This window comes from Acidovorax sp. (assembly GCF_022763525.1).
Taxonomy (GTDB): Bacteria; Pseudomonadota; Gammaproteobacteria; order Burkholderiales; family Burkholderiaceae_C; genus Acidovorax.
Genome location: NZ_JALEGG010000264.1, coordinates 1 through 19174, shown reverse-complemented (window position 1 = coordinate 19174; position 19174 = coordinate 1). Strand labels below are relative to the sequence as shown.

Here is a 19174-nt window from a genome sequence, read left to right as displayed (position 1 = left end):
CGGCGATGACCGCAGACACCGCCTGGGTGGCGCGCCCCCAGCCTCCCGATGTCTACGCCCAACATCACCTGGCGCAGGCGCGGCGGATGGTGCCCACGCATCCGGCACTGGCCGCCATGGAGGGCATGCGCCTGTGCGCGCAAGGCGAGCATGCGCACGCCCTGCCACTGCTGGAGTCCGCAGCGCGCGAGCCCTCCCAGGCTGCGCCGGACGTGCTGCAGGCCTTGTGGCTCAGTCGCGCCAAAGCGCACGGCATTGCCAAAGCACTGCAGCAGCCGTTCCCGGCCTCTCCGGCCGCAGGCTGGTGCTACAACCTCGGGGTGTGGCTGGACTTCAACTTCCAGGAAGCCTGCGGCGCCAGCGACGACGCTGCCTGGCCCGAGCGCGAAATCGACACCCTGAAGGCCCGCTACTACGAAGCCGCAATAGTGCACTTCGAAGCCTTCTTCGCCACGGGCGAAGGCTGGTTCCGCGATGGCGACGTGCACGTCTACTCCATGTTGTGCAACAACCTGGCGATCTACTACCGCTGGCGCCTGCAGGAGTACGACAAGGCCATCGCACTGCACCACAAGGGCCTGGCCACCAGCCCCTTCGCGGAGCATCACAACGGTTTGATGTCCTGCTACGAGGCGGCCGAACGCAAGCCCGAGTTCATCGCAGCGGCCGACAGGCTCTGGCACTACGCGCTGGACTATGGCTACGGACGCCACGACCCCACCGACTACTTCAAGGGGGTCTGCCACGCCCTCTACAACCTGGACCGCGACAACGAGATCGACATCTGGCTGCAGCGCCTGGACGAATGGTGGGCCGGGCTCGACCGGGACGAGCAGCAAGAAAACGAAGAGGACTACCTGGACACGCTGCTGGTCATGCTGCGCGACCTGGCGTGGTCGCAACCTGTCGACGCGCTGGCGCGGCTGGAACGTGCGCTGCCCCGAGCTTTGGCCAGCCCGCTGCCCGGCATGCGACGCGTGGCGGGCAATGTGCTGGAGTACGCCGGGCAGCACGAGCGGGCGCTGGCCCTGTACCGCGATTCGCTCAAGATGGTGCGCCCCGAAGAGCCCGACGACCAGGAGCAGGCCCAGCTGGCGCGCAGCAACATGGCCCGCTGCCAGAAGGCATTGCGCCGCCTAAAGCCCTGGTGGAAGTTCTGGTGATGGCCAGCCCCGGCGACGCCCTGCGCGCTGGCTACGGCGCCCGCGATGTGATCAACGCACCAGCACTGCGCGGCGCCATTGAACGCCGCAGCCTGGAGCGCGGAGATCCGCAAGAGGTCCGCGCCTGGCTCGCCAACCATTTCTACCGCCATGTGGTGGGCAACCTGCAGGCGCCCAGCCCCGCGCTGCAGCTCGTCACGCAGCGCGAGCAGGCCCAGGCACTTCTGCGGCCGGCGCCCGTGCCACCCTGGGCACTGGTCCGCCTGGGTGAAGCGACGCCCCGCCCTGGAGTTACGGCGTCCGCACCGTTGTGGTGGATCGATCCCGCTGCCGATGCAGTACTGGCGCTGGAATCACGGCTGGTGGAATTCCTGCTGTCGCGCGAGGGCACGCCCCTGCAAGGCAAGCTCCAGCGCGTGACCGCGCCACAGGCTCTGGCCCTGTGGGAGCGGGAACATGCGGCCTATGAAGCCAAAGCCGCGGCGGGCTGGCGCGAGCACCAACCCGATGCCGTGGCCACGGTGCACCAGTGCGAGCAGGGCCAATTCGTCGAGTTTCGCCCCGGCAGCGAGCACCTGCGGGCCGAGATGGCCTACGAAAGCCAGATGATGCGCCATTGCCTGGGCCAGTTCGCCAGCCGGCGCAGCCTGGTCGGTGGCTACGGCGAGCGCTATGCCTCCGCTTGCGAAGAGGGTCGCCTGCGCCTGTTTTCCTACCGCTCGGCCCACCAGGTGCCGCACGTCACGATCAGCGCCCATGTGCGCGAGGGCGGGCGCCTGGCCATCGACCAGATCAAGGGCAAGCAGAACCGGCCGCCCGTGGAGCGCTACCAGGGCGAGGTACTGGCCCTGCTCAACCAACTGGATACCTGCGAGGAGACACCGCCCGACGCTTTGCAGATGGGCATCGTGCGCACGGCCCGGGGCTGGTGCGCGGTGCGCGACGTGGTGCAGGAGGAAGACCAGTTGTGCCTGGTCCAGGCCCGGCCCGCGATGGTGCGCGAACTGCCCGCTCCGACGCCCCTGGTGCAGTGGCTGGTGGCCGCACGCGACCCCGATCTGCTGGAGGGCCTTCCGCTCGCGGCATCCGTGGCGGCCGCGCTGGCTGCCAGCAGCGCCAAGGCGGCGGAGCACGCACCATGATCGCCTGGCTGATCTTTGCCGCGGTAGTCGGCTTTCTGGTCTGGTTGGCCTGGCGGCTGTTGCTGTGGGTGCTGGGGCCCTTCCTGCGGTGGTACGCGCGCCCTCGCCTGCGCCGCCAATATGTGCTGGACGACCACTGGAACTGGACCCTGGCCCTGGCCGACCCCATGGCCTTCGGCCGCATCAAGGGCGGCTTTGCCGACGCCCGCATGCCCCAACTGGCCGATTCGCTGCAGCAATCGCTGCGTCCCGCCCTGCTGCACCTGCTGGGCTTGCGAAGCGACGTGGACGATGCCCAGCTACGCGCCACCTTGCCCGCGCGGCTGCAGGCGTGCTGGTATCGCATCGGCCTGGATGCCCTGCGCCCCGACGACGCCCCGCGCGACGCACTGGCCCTGGCTTGCGCGCGCGTGGCCTTCGCAACGCGCACGGCAGCTCTGCTGGGCTGGCTGGACGAGGCCACGCAATGGCAAATCCTGCACCACAACGCACAACGCGCTGCCGACTGTTTTGCCAGCTGGAAGGATTTCGGCACCGCGTATGCGCGCGGGCGCCGGCAGTGGGTGGCGCACTCCCGCGCCGACAGCCTGGGCGTGGCCTTCACCGAAGAAGAGGTGGCGCAATGGGTGAGCAACCGTGACCACCCCTGGCACTGGCTGCCCTGGCCGCTGCCGCCACTACCCATGAAGCAGTAAGAGACTGTTCAAGGCCAACCATCACGCCTGAGCGCCTCGGCCTTGTCCCTTGTCAATAGACGCGCCACAGGCCAGGGTAGCCGCACTGGCTGCCTCTCCCTGTCCGAATTGCGCAGCAGTTCGAGCGAAGGGGGAAGGCCCGAAGCGACCCAGGGGGTTGCTCTTAGAACGGCATCTTGGGCATGCCACCGCCGCCCAGGCCCTTCAAACCGCCCATGCGCTTCATCATCTTCATGAGGCCGCCGCCCTTCATCTTCTTCATCATGCCCTGCATCTGCTCAAACTCCTTGAGCAGGCGGTTGACCTCCTGCACATGCACGCCCGCACCATTGGCGATGCGCTTCTTGCGCGTGGCTTTGATGAGCTCGGGTTTGCGGCGCTCCAGCGGCGTCATGCTCTGGATGATGCCCTCCTTGCGCTTGATGTCCTTCTCGGCCTTGTCCATGTCCACCGCGCCTGCCTTGGCGGTGAGCTGCGACGGGAGCTTGTCCATCAGACTGGAGAGGCCGCCCATCTGCTTCATCTGCTGGATCTGCGCGAGAAAGTCGTTGAGATCGAACCCGTCGCCGCTCTTGACCTTGGCCGCCAGCTTCTGCGCAGCCTCGATGTCCACCCCGGCCGTGACCTGCTCCACCAGCGCCACGATGTCGCCCATGCCCAGGATGCGGCCCGCATGGCGCTCGGCATCGAACACCTCCAGGCCATCGATCTTTTCCGAAACGCCTGCAAACTTGATGGGCGCTCCCGTGATCTGGCGCACCGACAGGGCCGCACCGCCACGTGAATCACCATCGAGCTTGGTGAGAACGATACCCGTGAGCGGCAGGGCCTCCTTGAAGGCCTTGGCGGTATTGATGGCGTCCTGGCCCTGCATGGCATCGACCACGAAGAGCGTTTCGACCGGGTTCAGGGCGGCGTGCAGATCCTTGATTTCCTTCATCAAGGCTTCGTCGATGGCCAAACGGCCGGCCGTGTCCACCAGCAGCACATCGAAGTAGTGCTTGCGGGCATAGTCAAGCGCCGCATGGGCGATGTCCAGCGGCTTCTGGTCGGGCGTGCTCGGGAACCACTCGGCGCCGGCCTGCTTCGTCACGGTCTTGAGCTGCTCGATGGCCGCCGGGCGGTACACGTCGCCCGACACGGTCAGCACCTTCTTCTTGCGCTTTTCAATCAGGTGTTTGGCCAGCTTGGCGGTGGTGGTGGTCTTGCCCGCACCTTGCAGGCCGGCCATCAGGATCACGGCCGGAGGCTGGGCCGCGAGGTTGATGTCGGCCACCCCCTCGCCCATGGTGGCGGCGAGCTCGCGGTTCACGATGGAAACCAGCGTCTGGCCCGGCTTGAGGGAGCCCAGCACCTCCTGCCCCAGCGCCTTTTCCTTGACGCGGGCAATGAAGTCGCGCACCACGGGCAAGGCCACATCGGCCTCGAGCAGCGCCATGCGCACCTCGCGCAGCATGTCCTGCACGTTGGATTCGGTAATGCGGGCCTGGCCACGCATCTCCTTGACGAGGCGCGTGAGTTTGTCGGTAAGGGCGGAGGCCATAGAGAGGAGTTCCGGTGTTGCCTGCGCACGGTCAACGCCGAGGTTGCAAGCGCAGGCCGCCAGGGCGCTGGCGGTGGGGCGAAAGGCTAAACTGTCAGCCATGATTTTACCGAGTAGCTCTCCCGTCAGCTGGCTGCTGGCCCTGGCCGCAGCCGTGGCATACGCCGTGCCCGCTGCCGCCGCATCGCGGATGGGAGCCGCCGTGGCTCGGAACGCGCTCCTGACTGCCTGGGTGCTGCACGGCGCCGTGCTGGTGTGGGGGCTCTGGGGCGATGCGCCACGCTTTGGATTTGCCCCAGCCTTGTCCATGACGGCCTGGCTGGTTCTGACGGTGTACGCCGTGGAGCGACAGCTGTTCCCGCAAATGCAATCCCGCTGGGTACTGGCGGCGCTGGGTGCCGTCGCCATCGTGCTGGCCATGCTGTTTCCAGGCCAACCGCTGCACGTGTCGGCCTCGGCCTGGCTGCCTTTGCACCTGGCCCTGGGCATTGCATGCTATGGGTTGTTTGCTGCCGCCGTCGTGCACGCCTGGCTGATGACGCGCGCCGAGCGCCGCATCCGCCACGCTGAAGACCCACACAGCGGGATTCCACTGTTGACGCTGGAACGGCTGACCTTCCGCTTTGTCACGGCAGGCTTCATCCTGCTCACCGCCACCTTGCTGGCGGGCTGGCTGTTTGGCGAGACCTTGTACGGAAAAGCCTGGCGATGGGACCACAAGGCCGTTTTTTCGCTGCTCTCCTGGGTCACCTTTGCGACCCTGCTCATCGGGCGTGCACGCTTCGGATGGCGCGGCCGCAATGCGGTGCGGGTCCTCTATACCGGATCTGCGCTCCTGCTGCTGGCGTATGTGGGCTCCCGCTTTGTCATGGAAGTCGTCCTGGGTCGCAACGCATGAAATATCTGGTCTTGCTGGTGGTGCTGTTGGTGGCCTTCGGCATCTGGCGCAGCCGCCGCGCCAGCGATACCGCATCAGCCTCGGCCCGCGCTCCGCGGGCACTCGCCCTGCCCCAGGACATGCTGGCATGCGCGCATTGCGGCGTGCACGTTCCCCAGGCCGAAGCACTGCTGTCCGGCGCCCACGCCTATTGCTGCGCGGAACACCAGCGCCTGGGCCCGGCCTGAGTCCGGTCCCCCAGCAGCCGCCGTCAACCACACCATGCAATCTTTGGTAGATGCTCCTTTCGCTAGGCTGTGGCGCGGCTTCCTGACAGGCCGCGCCATGGTGGCGCTGGCCCTGGTCGTGATGCAAGGGGCAGTCCAGGCGATCAATCAGTCCAGCGAGCCGGCCGTGCTGGCGGTGTGCGTGGCCTATCTGGTCGCCACCGTGCTGCTGCGCGTGCTGGCCAGCGATTCCCTGCCGCCGCCAGCGGCCAGCCCGAAATGGCTGCCTTCCATTGGCGTCGATCTGGCTGCGATCGCAGCCCTGCAGCTGTTGCACGCGGGCAGCATGAACTACACCCCGTTGTTTGGCCTGCCCATCCTGATGGCCGCCGTGCTCGGCACGCTGACACTGGCACTCGGAACCACCGCTGCCGTCACCCTGCTGCTGCTGGGCTGGGCTTGGTGGCTGGGGACGGGCTCTACCGGGGACAATGCGCCGCGCTATCTGCAAAGCGCGCTCACGGGCACGGGCTATTTTGTGGTGAGCTACCTGGTGCACCAGCTCGCAACGCGGCTGGCGCGCGAGCAGGATCTGGCGCAGCGCAGCCAGATGGCGGCGCGTGTGCAGACCCAGGTGAGTGCCCTCGTCATCCAGAACCTCACCGATGGTGTGCTCGTGGTCGATTCAACCGACCTGGTACGCATTGCCAATCCGGCCGGGCTGCAACTGCTTCGCGGCGCCACCATGCCCGAATTGCCCTTCGCACTGTCGGCCGAAACCGCCTGGGAACCGCTGGTCACCCTCGCGCGCCGCACCTTTCGCCAGCAGAAAGCACTGGCTGCTGACGTCGACCTGCTGCATGCCGGGCAGAGCCCCACCGGGCTGCACGTGCGGACCTGGTTGACATCCACTCAGGAGAGCGCGTCTCAGGCACAGACCGAACGTCTGTGCGTCATGTTCCTGCACGACCTGCGCGAGATGGAAGCACGCTTGCGCACCGAAAAGCTGGCGGCCATGGGCCGCATGTCGGCCGCGGTGGCCCATGAGATCCGCAACCCGCTCGCGGCCATTGTGCAGGCCAACGCCCTGCTGGAAGAGGACCTGCACGATCCGGCCCAAAAGCGCTTGACGCATATGGTGCAGCAAAATGCCGACCGCCTGGCGCGCATCGCTGAGGATGTGCTGGACATTGCCCGCGTGCAGCACCAGATCAGCCACGCGCCCGCCTCTACGCTATCGCTGGACGAGACCGTAGCCCAGATCTGGAGCGACTGGCAGGCGCAGGAACCCGCGCGACGGCGGGCCGTGGTTACGCTTGAAGCGGGTGCCACCCAGGTGGAATTCGACGCGGAACACTTGCGCCGCGTGCTTGTGAACCTGCTGGACAACGCCCTGCGCTACATGGGTCCGGAGCCCGACTCGCTCATGGTGACAACCCGCACCTCGCCGCACGGCCAGACCAGCCTGCAGGTCTGGAGCGATGGCGCTCCCATGGACAAATCCGTTGAGCGCCATCTGTTCGAACCGTTCTTTTCTTCTGAAAGCCGCTCCAGCGGACTGGGCCTCTATATTTGCCGGGAGCTGTGCCAGCGCCATGGTGCGTCCATCAGCTACCAGCGGCTGGCCCGCACCACCGAGCGGGGCGAAGTGGGTGGCAACGCCTTCACCGTGGGCTTTCGCCGCACCACGCGCCCCGCCGAAGCCGCCACGCTGTTTGACACCATCGTGGTCTAACCCCATCTACCATGAATGCTCCTGCCGCCTCCATCCTCGTCGTGGACGACGAACCCGACCTGCGCACCCTCTATGAGCTGACGCTGCTGCGCGAAGGCTACCGCGTGGAAACCGCCTCCAGCGTGCAAGAGGCACGCGAGCAGCTCAAGGCCAATCGCTTTGATGCCGTCATCACCGACATGCGCCTGCCCGATGGATTCGGCATGGAGCTGCTGCAGGACCTGCGCGATCAACAGCGCAAGGAGCGCTGCGTCGTCATGACAGCCTACGGGTCCGCGGAGAACGCGGTGGAAGCACTGCGCTCGGGTGCCTTCGACTACCTGACCAAGCCCGTGGACCTGAAGCAGTTCCGGTCTGTCGTGGCCTCTGCGGTGCAAGGCGCAGGGGGCGTGCCCGCGCCCAGGGCGGCGCGCTCCGGCGGTGTCCAGGGACGGCACACGGCGTATGGCGGCGCAGACGCTCACGCAGCGGGCACAGCCCTGGACCGGCTCGTGGGCACTTCTGAAGCAATGCGCAACGTCAAGCAGCGCGTGGCCAAGGTGGCACGGGGCATGGCGCCCGTGCTGATCCACGGGGAGTCAGGCACGGGCAAGGAACTCGTGGCCCAGGCCCTGCATGCCAGCAGCCAACGCGCCGACGGCCCCTGGGTGGCCGTGAACTGCGGCGCCATCCCGGAGAACCTGCTCGAAGCCGAGTTCTTTGGCGCGCGCAAGGGTTCCTACACCGGCGCCACAGCCGATCGCGATGGGTACTTCCAGGCTGCCCGCGGCGGAACATTGTTCCTTGATGAAATCGGCGACCTCCCCCTGGCCATGCAATCCAAGCTGTTGCGCGCCATTCAGGAGCGTAGCGTGCGGCCGCTGGGCTCCACCCAGGAAGAAACGGTGGACGTGCGCATCGTCAGCGCCACCCACCGGGACCTGGCTGCGGACGTGCAGACAGGCCGGTTCCGGCAGGATCTGTACTACCGGCTGAACGTGATCGAAATTGTGATTCCCCCGCTGCGCGAACGGCGCGAGGATCTGCCCGCGTTGTGCACCGCCCTGCTCGCACGCATCGCCCAAGAATCCGGCATGCCCGTGCCTGCGTTGTCCGGGCAAGCTCTGGAAGCCATTGCCGCGCACCCCTTGACGGGGAATGTGCGCGAACTGGAAAACCTCCTGCACCGGGCCGTGGCCCTGAGCGACGGAGAGGAACTGCACGTGGACTGGCCCTGCGCAACCACGGAGCAGGTGAGAGCGCGCACCACGCCAGAATGCGCCGCCCCCCCCATGCCAGCGGAGGCCCACTCCGCATATGCATTGGCTCCACCCCCTGGCGCGGATGGCTTGGTCCCGTTGCCCAACGACCTCCAGGCCTGGCTCGACCACCAAGAACGCGACATCCTGATCCGTGCGCTGCGTGAAAGCGGCTTCAACCGCACCGCCACGGCAGCGCGGCTGGGCATCAGTCTGCGCCAGATCCGCTATCGCATTGCGCGGCTGAACATTGCAGTGCCCGGCGACCAAGACACGCATGACGACGCGCGCTGAGCCCCCGGCGGATACACGTCCCCTCTGGGACGGAGGATGGTACCGAGATGCCACCCGGCTGGAATCCCCCAACCACGGCCCCCGCCCGGCGCATGCGGCCTCGGCCATCGACCTCATCGTGGTGCACTCGATCAGCCTGCCGCCCGGTGAATACGGCGGGCTGGCAGTCCAGCAGCTGTTCACCAATACCCTGGATTGGGACGCACACCCCTACTTCGACAGCATCCGGGGGCTCCAGGTATCTGCGCACTTCTTCGTGGACCGCACCGGGGCGCTTTGGCAGTTCGTGGACTGCGACCTGCGGGCCTGGCACGCGGGCCAGTCGGCCTACCGTGGCCGCACCCAATGCAACGATGACTCCATCGGCATTGAGCTGGAGGGACTGGAAGGCCAGCCGTTCGAACCCGCGCAGTACGCGACGCTGACGGCGCTTTGCCGGGACATCGCGCAGCGCTACCCCATCGCCCACATTGCCGGGCACGAACACATCGCCCCGGGCCGCAAGCAAGATCCTGGCGCAGGTTTCGACTGGGCGCGCGTTCAACAGGCACTCCACTGGCCTTGGCATCGTTTTCCCGAAATCACACGCCCCCCGCTGCCAGCCCAACGCTGAATGCACGCTCGCCGCGCCAAGTCAAGCGGCATTTTTCTTTGTGCATGTGCACATAGCGTCTCCGCCAGAAACCATGCGGGCTCACAAAGAAAATCCGCTGGAAACGCCCGTATTTCCATGGCTTGTCCGCCTTATCCATGGCGGGGCAACGGCCCGCGGCAGATCGCCCACACGCGTGGACGATGCCCAAAACATGCTGTTTCGGTTTTGTGATGCATTTCGAGCGGTACACTACCGGTAGTGTCTTGAACGCACAGGACACACCATATATAGTGTGCGCCAGACAGTGGTCCGCCGCATCACACGCTCGCTGCGCCGGCACCCTACCGCGCGCCCCCACCCCAGACAGCCCAAAGAAGAGGACACCCATGCAAGCTGCTTTGAACACTCCTGCCACGCCCCAGGCAACCGCCGCACAAGCCCCCGCCGCCCAGTCTCCACAAGCGGCAGCTACTGGCTTGCTGGCCCATTACCAGATCATTCGCCGCAACGGCGCGGTGGTGCCGTTTGAGCCCCAGAAAATTGCCGTGGCGATGATGAAGGCCTTCCTGGCGGTGCATGGCACGCAAGGCGCTGCCTCTGCCAGCGTGCGCGAAGTGGTCGACACCTTGACCCAGGCGGTGACTCGCGCCCTCGTCCGCTCACGCCCTGCCGGTGGCACCTTCCATATCGAAGATGTGCAAGACCAAGTGGAGCTGGGCCTGATGCGCGGTGGCCACCATGAGGTCGCCCGCGCCTACGTGCTGTACCGCGAGCGCCGCACGCAAGAACGTGCCCAGCAGGCGGAACAGCAGGCACTGGCCTCGTCCACTCCCCAGCTGTATGTACTGGATGGCGGCGAGCGTGTCGCGCTCAACCCGCGCCGGCTGCAATCCCTGATCGAATCCGCCTGTGTCAACCTGGGAGCGGACGTGAAGGCCGACCCCATCGTGGCTGAAACCATGCGCAACCTGTACGACGGCGTTCCGATGGACGAGGTCTACAAGGCATCAATTCTGGCGGCCCGCACGCTCATCGAGAAAGACCCCGACTACACCTACGCCACCGCTCGCCTGCTGCTGCACACCATCGTGCGCGAAGTGCTGGGCAAGGAAGTGGCCCAGGCCGAGATGGGCCAGGCCTACCTGGAGTACTTCCCCCAGTTCATCCAGAAGGGCGTGGACAACGAATTGCTGGACGAGCGCCTGCTGAAGTACGACCTGCGGCGCCTGGGTGGCGCGCTCAAGGCAGAGCGCGACCTGAAGTTCGACTACCTCGGCCTGCAGACCCTGTACGACCGCTACTTCCTGCACGTCAAGAAAACCCGCATCGAGCTGCCGCAGGCCTTCTTCATGCGCGTCGCCATGGGGCTCGCACTGAACGAGACGGACCGCGAAGCCCGCGCCATCGAGTTCTACGAAGTGCTGTCGTCCTTCGACTTCATGTCGAGCACGCCCACGCTGTTCAATAGCGGCACGCTGCGCTCGCAACTTTCGAGCTGCTACCTGACCACGGTGCCCGACGACCTGGACGGCATCTACGAATCCATCAAGGAAAACGCCCTGCTGTCCAAATTTGCAGGTGGCCTGGGCAACGACTGGACCCGTGTGCGCGCGCTGGGCAGCCACATCAAGGGCACCAATGGAGAGTCGCAGGGCGTTGTACCGTTCCTCAAGGTGGTCAACGACACCGCCGTGGCAGTGAACCAAGGTGGCAAGCGCAAGGGTGCCGTCTGCACGTACCTCGAAAGCTGGCACCTTGACATTGAGGAGTTCCTGGAGCTGCGCAAGAACACCGGCGACGACCGCCGCCGCACGCACGACATGAACACGGCCAACTGGATCCCCGACCTGTTCATGCGCCGCGTGATGGAAAAGGGCACCTGGACCCTGTTCTCCCCTTCCAACGTGCCGGACTTGCACGACCTGTTCGGAGCGGACTTCGAGAAGGCCTATGTGGCCTATGAAGAAAAGGCCGCCCGGGGCGAGATCAAGCCCTCCAAGACCGTGCAGGCCACCGACCTGTGGCGCAAGATGCTGACGATGCTGTTCGAGACCGGGCACCCCTGGATCACCTTCAAGGATGCTTGCAACGTGCGCTCACCCCAGCAGCACGCTGGGGTGGTGCACTCGTCGAACCTGTGCACCGAGATCACGCTGAACACGAGCGACACCGAAACCGCCGTGTGCAACCTGGGCTCGGTCAATTTGCTGCAGCATCTGAAGAACGGCCAGATCGACCACGACAAGCTCAAGAAGACCATCACGGTCGCCATGCGCATGCTCGACAACGTCATCGACATCAACTACTACGCCGTCAAGAAAGCGCGCGACTCCAACCTGCGCCACCGCCCCGTGGGCCTGGGCGTGATGGCCTTCCAGGACAGCCTGTACGAGCTGCGCATCCCCTACGCCTCCCAGGAAGCCGTGGAGTTTGCCGACAAGTCGATGGAAGCCATCTGCTACTACGCCTACTGGGCCTCCACCGAGCTGGCCCGCGAACGCGGCCAGTATTCGACCTACAAGGGCTCGCTGTGGGATCGCGGCATCCTGCCCTTTGATACGCTGGACATGCTGGCCCAGGCGCGAGGCGGCTATGTGGAAGTGGACCGCTCTTCCACGCTGGACTGGGACGCACTGCGCAAGAAGATTGCGCAGGACGGCATGCGCAACTCCAATTGCGTGGCCATTGCGCCCACGGCCACCATCTCCAACATCATCGGCGTGGATGCGTCGATCGAACCGTCGTTCGGCAACCTGTCGGTGAAGTCCAACCTGTCGGGTGAATTCACCGTCATCAACGGCGGCCTGGTGCGCGACCTCAAGCGCCTGGGCTTGTGGGATGACGTGATGATCATGGACCTCAAGCATTTCAAGGGTTCCCTGCATCCCATCGACCGTGTGCCGCAGGACATCAAGGCGCTGTACTCCACAGCGTTCGAAGTCGAGCCGCGCTGGCTGGTCGAAGCGGCATCGCGTCGCCAGAAGTGGATTGATCAGGCGCAGAGCCTGAACATCTACATGGCCGGCGCGTCGGGCAAGAAGCTGGACGACACCTACAAGCTCGCCTGGGTTCGAGGCCTCAAGACCACGTACTACCTGCGCACGCAAAGCGCGACGCACGTGGAAATGAGCACGGTGAACACACGCCAGCTCAATGCCGTTTCGTCCGGCAGCGACAGCGGCGCCGCGGCGGCCCCGGCACCTTCCCAAGCCAAGCCCAGCGCGCTGGAGGCCGCAGCTGCAGCAGCGGCCGCGCAGGCAGCCGCAGTGCCTGCCACGGACGTCAAGTTCTGCGCCATCGACGATCCAGGCTGCGAAGCCTGCCAATAAGGACTTCGCGCGCGACACCTCGGCCCCGCTTCGAGGTGTTGCGCGTGTGCTGTGAAGCAACAAACGTTGCTGCATAACGCTGCGGTGCTTTCCTTTTTGCAGCACTGCTTTCATAATCCGAACACTGGAAAATCTATGTTGTCCTGGGACGAAGAAGTCAAGCCCTCATCGCAAAATCAACTGGACGGTGGACTGAACAAGAGCCACTCGGTGGGACAGTCGCCCCTGTCTTTTCAGTCCCCTTCGCTGCAAGCAGTGCAAGCCGCAGCAACTGTCGCTCCCCCAGCCTCTGCAGCGACACAAGCAACCGCATCAAGCGCAACACACCGCCGCGTCAATGCAGCCGACAAGCGCATCATCAATGGTCAGACGGACGTCAACCAGCTGGTGCCTTTCAAGTACAAATGGGCCTGGGAGAAGTACCTGGCCACCTGCGCCAACCACTGGATGCCGCAAGAAGTGAACATGACGCGCGACATCGCGTTGTGGAAGGACCCCAACGGTCTGACCGATGACGAGCGCCGCATCATCAAGCGCAACCTGGGCTTCTTCGTGACGGCCGACTCCTTGGCCGCCAACAACATCGTCCTGGGCACCTACCGCCACATCACTGCGCCGGAATGCCGCCAGTTCCTGCTGCGCCAGGCCTTCGAAGAAGCCATCCACACGCACGCCTACCAGTACATCGTGGAATCGCTCGGGCTGGACGAGGGCGAAATCTTCAACGCATACAACGAAGTCGCGTCGATACGGGACAAGGACGAGTTCCTGATCCCGTTCATCGACGCGATCATGGATCCCAATTTCAAAACAGGTACGCCCGAGAACGACCAGACGCTCCTCAAGTCGCTCATCGTTTTTGCCTGCTTGATGGAAGGCCTGTTCTTCTACGTCGGCTTCACGCAAATCCTTGCCTTGGGGCGCCAGAACAAGATGACCGGCGCCGCCGAGCAGTACCAGTACATCCTGCGCGACGAGTCGATGCACTGCAATTTCGGCATCGACCTGATCAACCAGCTGAAGCTTGAAAACCCGCACCTCTGGACTGCAGAGTTCAAGGCCGAGATCAACGCCCTGTTCCTCAAGGCCGTGGAACTGGAATACCGCTATGCCGAGGACACCATGCCCCGCGGCGTCCTGGGAATGAACGCTTCGATGTTCAAGGGTTACCTGCGGTACATCGCCAACCGCCGCGCAACGCAGATCGGGTTGGAGACGCTGTTCCCCAACGAGGAAAACCCGTTCCCGTGGATGAGCGAAATGATTGATCTGAAGAAGGAACGTAACTTCTTCGAAACCCGCGTGATTGAATACCAGTCCGGTGGTGCGCTGTCCTGGGACTAGCGCCTTTTTCCGCATCACACCACCATGGCTTGCACACCACGCCCCGCAATGTCAGCACCGCAGAGTGCTGCCCCGCGGGGCGTTCCCGTGTTCATGGGGATGGAGCTTTCTCCATCCCCATGGATCGCTTTCTGTCCACTGCAGACAGAAAGTGCTCTTTGCAAAATTGACCCAAGGAGAACATGATGGCAACTGCGAAAAAACCGGCCGCCAAGAAGGCTGCCCCCGCGAAGAAGGCCGCTGCTACTGCTAAGCCAGCAGCAGCGAAGAAAGCTGCACCCGCCAAGAAGGCAGCGGCTCCAGCAAAGAAGGCCGCTCCCGCCAAGAAGGCCGTAGCAGCGAAGAAGGCCGCACCGGCCAAGAAGGCAGCAGCTCCAGCGAAGAAAGCCACTCCCGCCAAGAAGGCCGTAGCAGCGAAGAAGGCTGCACCGGCCAAGAAGGCAGCAGCTCCAGCGAAGAAGGCCGCTCCCGCCAAGAAGGCCGTAGCAGCGAAGAAAGCTGCACCGGCCAAGAAGGCAGCAGCTCCAGCGAAGAAAGCCGCTCCCGCCAAGAAGGCCGTAGCAGCGAAGAAGGCTGCACCGGCCAAGAAGGCAGCAGCCCCAGCAAAAAAGGCCGCCGCTCCTGCCAAGAAGGCTGCCCCTGCCAAGGCTCCCGCCAAGAAGGCTGCACCGGCCAAGAAGGCCGCCAAGGCGCCTGCCCCTGCTGCTGCCGCTCCAGCCGCCCAGACCACCCTGAACCCTCAGGCGGCTTGGCCTTTCCCTACGGGCAACAAGCCCTGATACGAGCGCACTGCAAGCGAGCCGCTCAACCCGGTGCACGCGCACCGGGTTTTTTTTATGCCTGCATTGGCTCAGAAGACGGCCATGCGGAGCACAAGCACCTGAAGACATGGGCCAGATGCAGGGTCAACCAACTGCCTTTGGGTGCGAATTGCCCCGCCAAAACCCTGGGTCCGCCTCGCCCGCAGCCCCACGCGATACGAGGAAGGCGTTCGCACGCCCGGCTTCACGCCTACGGGGTACCCAGGTGGGCGATGGAATCCATCAAAACACCGCCCCAACGCTGACATCTCCAACCCAACTACCGGCTAGGCTGGAACGAAGTCCAACGTGTAGTTCTGAGGTCCACGCTGCGCAATCTTGAGCGCACCCACCTGGTTCCCCAACTGGGCACAACGGACCAGCGGCCAGCCCTTCTCCAAGCCAAACAGCAACGCGCCGCGCCAGGCATCACCGCAGCCTGTCGGGTCTACCACCTGGGTGGGCGCCACCGCGGGTACGTGGGTTCTCTCGCCATCCACCCACACCTCACAGCCTTCGGCACCCAGGGTCACCACCAAGCCTTTCACCTTGTGCGATATATCTGCCAAGGTCCAGCCGGTGCGGTCGCAGAGCATCTTGCCTTCGTAGTCATTCACCGTGACCCAGGTGGCCTGCGCCACGAACCGGGCCAATTCCTGCCCATTGAACATGGGCAGACCCTGGCCGGGGTCAAACACGAAGGGAATGCCTGCCGCCACGCATTGAGCGGCATGTTCCAGCATGGCATCCCGCCCATCGGGCGCGATGATCGCTACCGCGGCGCCTGAACCGGGCTCGATGCGCAGCGCATGGGCCTGCATCATGGCGCCGGGATGAAATGCCGTGATCTGATTGTTGTCACGGTCCGTCATGATCATGGCCTGGGCGGTGTACGTTTCTTGTACCTGGCCCACGTGGCGGCAGCTGATGCCCAGTGCTTCCAGGCGCTGGAGGTAGTCCGTCCCGTCGCTGCCCAGCATCGCCATGGGAAGCGGCTCGCCCCCCAGCAGCTTCAGGCTGTAGGCAATATTGCCAGCGCAGCCTCCAAAATCACGCCGCAACGATGGCACCAGGAACGAAACGTTCAGGATGTGCAACTGGTCGGGCAGGATCTGCTCGGCAAAGCGGCCCTCGAAAGTCATGATGGTGTCAAATGCCAGGGAACCACAAATGAGCGCAGCCATATCGAATACGGGTGTAGATAGTAAGAAGGATCAGCTTCAGGGATAGAAAGCCAGCAAGCGGTAGCCTGCGACGCGCGCGCCACCTGTGGTGACGATGACCGACAGTGACGCACTCCACTCTCCACCCGCCGGAAGCTCCATCGGGGCCCCCATGTCTGTGGGAAGCAGCACGCGGCGCAGCATCGGCTGGTCCTGGGCGTCGGTCAGCGTCAGTTCAACCGCTGGCATGGCCAGGGGGATCGACGCCTTGCTTTTCATCGTCAACGCAAGGTGATAGCTATCACCCCGGGCTTTGTTGAACGAGGAACTGTCGATCACAATGTCGGCAATCTGCCGTGGTGGCGCGATTTCACACTGCAAAGAAGCACACAAGGTCAGCAGCATCGGTCGCAAGCGAGGCTCGGCAGCCGCCAGCCGATCTCGCTCCTGCACGGCGACTTGCAGGGCAAAGCCTGCTATCGCCAGCAGGATCATGGCCACCAGTGCCACGCGCACCTGAGGCTTACGCCAAAAAGCCTGGCGCCGAGCCGCGCGGACAAAGCTGACCTCTGGATCCGCCTCGGCCGTGTCATCCTCGTCATCATCCGCCCCGGCGTGCTCTGCTGGGGGGAGCGAAGACTTGCGCGACGCGGCCTGCAGCACCGCCGCAGGCGAACGGTCTTCCACCAGCGACAAGGCTTCAGGCTCGGGCTCCAGCGATGCCGCCAACGGGGCGAAGTCAACGGAGGGAAGCGGCACCGCCATGTCCTGCGCCACCACGCCAGGGGCCATCGCTGCGTCGGGCGGCGCCGATGGCGGCGGCGGGCTTACCGGTGGAGCGGCTTTCGGGGGCAGCTCCAGCGCTGGATAACCCATGGGAGTGAGTTCCACGAATGCATCAGAACTGGCCGGTGCATCACTAGCCTCCGCCTCCACCGGTTCCGCAGCCGGCAGTTCATACCCGCCAGGGATCGGCGGGAGCGGTGTCAACAGCGTCTGCCGCGGCTCCTGGCTTTTGGATGCCGCCGCCGGGGTGGCCGGGATGTCTGGCGGCTCGACGCCTGGCCCCGAGTCGACGACCGCATCCCCGCCAGCAGGGCCGCCCAGCCCCTGCGCCGCTGGGCTGGCAGCCGGGGGCCGTGCCCGCCAGGAAAAGGGCGTGGCGCCCTCCAGATTCAAAGGCGCAGTGGAGCCCTCGCCAGATTCAGCAGAAAGAAACGCGGGCACCGCAGGCAGCGGAACCTCCAGGGTGGGCGCAACGGGCGCCGCCTCGCTGGCTGGATCAGGGACGGCAGTGTCCTCGGCAGGCTCATCGACCCCATCCCGGTCCATTGTCGTGTGGACGGGGGGGGCAGCAGGCGGCGAGAGCGGCGGCGCCGCGGCGGTGGCCGGGGAGATCCGCGCTTCGCGTGGAGTCGAGACCGGAGCGGAAGCTGGAGGTTGACCCCACGCACGCCCGGCGTCCGGAGGTCGCGCGACAGGCACCGGGGGCGGGCGGACATCGGTCAGGGATACGTCGGGCAGCAGCGCAGCAGGCGCAGCCGCCAGCAAATGGGCCGATGCATCAAAAACTTCCTTGCATTGGCCGCAACGGACCCACCCTTCGGAGATGCGCAACTGGTCCGCCACCACCTTGAATGTGGTCGAACAGGACGGGCAGCGGGTGATCTGGCTCATCAGCGCAGGATTGTAGGGTTGCGTTTTCTGCCCGCCAGCGGGGAGGCAGGGGCGCCAATGCCTCAGCGCCGGGCCGTCATCAGGATCCAGCCGTCTTCCGCGTCGGCCACTTCCAGCTGCACCCACGGGGCATAGGCCTCCTTGAGCTCGTCGGCCTGGCGCGCCAGGATGCCTGCGAGAACCAGGTACCCGCCAGGCGCCACGTGGTTGCACAGGAGGGGGGCGAGCACACGCAGGGGTGTTGCCAGGATGTTGGCCAGCACCGTCTGGTATTCGCCCTGGGCCTTGTCGGGCAGGCCGGCGTGCAGTTCCACCTCGTTGGCCTTTGCGTTGAGCACGGTGGATTCGACGGCTGCAGGATCGATGTCCACCGCGTCGATGTCCGTGGCCCCAAACTTGGCCGCGCCGATAGCCAGGATGCCAGATCCGCAGCCATAGTCCAGAACCCGGCCCAGCGGATTGCCGGCAACGGAATCGCTGGCCCCATGGCGGGCGATCCAGCGCAGGCACATGCGGGTCGTGGGATGGGTTCCGGTGCCAAAAGCAAGGCCCGGGTCCAGGCGAATGCTGCGTGTGGCCGCGGCAGGCAGCTCATGCCAGGTGGGGACAATCCAGAAATCCGGCGTGATATCCACCGGCGAAAACTGCGATTGGGTGAGTCGCACCCAGTCCTGCTCTTCGACCGGCGCCATGCCCAGCACTTGGCAGCCCGCAAAGAAATCCTGGAGTGCCAGCAAATCACACGCCTCGGTGGCCAGCGCCTCGGTGGCGAACAGCGCCACCACGCGGCTGCGCTGCCACCCATCCTTGGGAGGCGGCATGCCGGGCTCGCCGAACAGCGCAATCTCTGCGTCCGTCTGGGCATCGGCGTCTTCGACCGACACGGAAAGCGCGTCCAGCGCATCCAGCGCGTCGCTCACCGCTTCGATACGGTCCTCCGGGCACATCAGGCTCAGCTCAAACATGGGCATCTCTCAGAAAAAATGAAATGCCGGCCCCTGTTACCAAGGACCAGCATAGGAACGGAGGGAGCGCATGGGCCGGGCCCGCGTCCACAGGTCAACCGCACGTTAGCGCATCAACGCTTGTGCTGCGACAACCACTCTTCCAGATAGTGGATGTTGGTCCCACCGGCCATGAACTTCGCGTCCACCATCAGCTCGCGGTGCAGCGGCACATTGGTGTTGATACCTTCAATCACAGTCTCCGACAGCGCCGTTCGCATGCGGGCCAGGGCCTGCTCTCGCGTGTCCCCGTGCACGATGATCTTGCCGATCATCGAGTCGTAGTTCGGCGGTACGAAATAGTTGGTGTACGCATGCGAATCGACACGCACGCCCGGACCGCCTGGT

Annotated in this window: 15 protein-coding genes and 1 pseudogene; 10 read left to right on the top strand and 6 right to left on the bottom strand. The window is 65.0% G+C overall.

Going from position 1 to position 19174, the window contains the following annotated elements; all coding sequences use genetic code 11:
- Window positions 1–1044: 1044 nt before the first annotated feature.
- Window positions 1045–1164, bottom strand: coding sequence for a hypothetical protein (locus tag MRY84_RS23200; RefSeq protein ID WP_363317573.1), 120 nt, complete (start codon window positions 1162–1164; stop codon window positions 1045–1047).
- Between MRY84_RS23200 and MRY84_RS20325 the strand changes: the two genes are divergently transcribed.
- A complete protein-coding gene (locus MRY84_RS20325) occupies window positions 1163–2305 on the top strand; it encodes a hypothetical protein (RefSeq protein ID WP_291507495.1) in 1143 nt (380 codons plus the stop codon). The genes MRY84_RS23200 and MRY84_RS20325 overlap by 2 nt on opposite strands.
- Window positions 2302–3000 carry a DUF1266 domain-containing protein gene (locus MRY84_RS20320; RefSeq protein WP_291507494.1) on the top strand — a complete coding sequence of 233 codons (699 nt, stop codon included), beginning with the start codon at window positions 2302–2304 and terminating at the stop codon, window positions 2998–3000. Before MRY84_RS20325 ends, MRY84_RS20320 begins: the two co-directional genes overlap by 4 nt.
- Window positions 3001–3163: 163 nt before the next feature.
- Here the strand turns inward: MRY84_RS20320 and ffh are convergent, their stop codons facing one another.
- On the bottom strand, window positions 3164–4543 hold the full coding sequence (gene ffh, locus MRY84_RS20315; RefSeq protein WP_291507493.1) for a signal recognition particle protein: 1380 nt from the start codon (window positions 4541–4543) through the stop codon (window positions 3164–3166).
- A gap of 100 nt (window positions 4544–4643) precedes the next feature.
- On the opposite strand from ffh, the gene ccsA reads away from it, so the two are divergent.
- The 8 genes from ccsA (at window position 4644) to MRY84_RS20275 (ending at window position 14961) form a co-directional block, all read left to right on the top strand.
- Window positions 4644–5441: a cytochrome c biogenesis protein CcsA gene (ccsA, locus tag MRY84_RS20310; RefSeq protein WP_291507492.1), complete on the top strand. Its 798-nt coding sequence runs from the start codon at window positions 4644–4646 to the stop codon at window positions 5439–5441.
- A complete protein-coding gene (locus tag MRY84_RS20305) occupies window positions 5438–5668 on the top strand; it encodes a PP0621 family protein (RefSeq protein ID WP_291507491.1) in 231 nt (76 codons plus the stop codon). The genes ccsA and MRY84_RS20305 overlap by 4 nt, the downstream gene beginning before the upstream one ends.
- Before the next feature lie 34 nt (window positions 5669–5702).
- Window positions 5703–7382 (top strand): HAMP domain-containing sensor histidine kinase, encoded by a 1680-nt coding sequence (locus tag MRY84_RS20300; RefSeq protein ID WP_291507490.1) that lies wholly within the window; start codon window positions 5703–5705, stop codon window positions 7380–7382.
- Between the two features lie 11 nt (window positions 7383–7393).
- Window positions 7394–8914, top strand: coding sequence for a sigma-54 dependent transcriptional regulator (locus tag MRY84_RS20295; RefSeq protein WP_291507489.1), 1521 nt, complete (start codon window positions 7394–7396; stop codon window positions 8912–8914).
- Complete coding sequence (gene ampD / locus MRY84_RS20290; RefSeq protein ID WP_291507488.1) at window positions 8898–9527, top strand: 1,6-anhydro-N-acetylmuramyl-L-alanine amidase AmpD; 630 nt, start codon at window positions 8898–8900, stop codon at window positions 9525–9527. Before MRY84_RS20295 ends, ampD begins: the two co-directional genes overlap by 17 nt.
- A 368-nt stretch (window positions 9528–9895) precedes the next feature.
- Entirely contained in the window at window positions 9896–12838 is a 2943-nt protein-coding gene (locus tag MRY84_RS20285; RefSeq protein WP_291507487.1) for a ribonucleoside-diphosphate reductase subunit alpha, read from the top strand.
- Between the two features lie 135 nt (window positions 12839–12973).
- On the top strand, window positions 12974–14182 hold the full coding sequence (locus tag MRY84_RS20280) for a ribonucleotide-diphosphate reductase subunit beta (RefSeq protein WP_291507486.1): 1209 nt from the start codon (window positions 12974–12976) through the stop codon (window positions 14180–14182).
- Between the two features lie 185 nt (window positions 14183–14367).
- Entirely contained in the window at window positions 14368–14961 is a 594-nt protein-coding gene (locus tag MRY84_RS20275) for a histone (RefSeq protein ID WP_291507485.1), read from the top strand.
- 308 nt (window positions 14962–15269) lie between these two features.
- Here MRY84_RS20275 and MRY84_RS20270 read toward each other — a convergent pair whose 3' ends face one another.
- The 4 genes and pseudogenes from MRY84_RS20270 to MRY84_RS20255 form a co-directional block, all read right to left on the bottom strand.
- The gene (locus MRY84_RS20270; RefSeq protein ID WP_291507484.1) at window positions 15270–16166 is read right to left on the bottom strand and encodes a carbohydrate kinase family protein; all 897 of its coding nucleotides are present in this window, start codon (window positions 16164–16166) and stop codon (window positions 15270–15272) included.
- Window positions 16167–16202: 36 nt separating this feature from the next.
- Window positions 16203–17822 (bottom strand): DUF3426 domain-containing protein, encoded by a 1620-nt coding sequence (locus MRY84_RS20265; protein WP_291507483.1) that lies wholly within the window; start codon window positions 17820–17822, stop codon window positions 16203–16205.
- A 62-nt stretch (window positions 17823–17884) separates the two neighbouring features.
- The gene (gene prmA / locus MRY84_RS20260) at window positions 17885–18787 is read right to left on the bottom strand and encodes a 50S ribosomal protein L11 methyltransferase (RefSeq protein ID WP_291507482.1); all 903 of its coding nucleotides are present in this window, start codon (window positions 18785–18787) and stop codon (window positions 17885–17887) included.
- A gap of 113 nt (window positions 18788–18900) precedes the next feature.
- Window positions 18901–19174, bottom strand: a pseudogene (locus MRY84_RS20255) (acetyl-CoA carboxylase biotin carboxylase subunit); the annotation flags it as partial.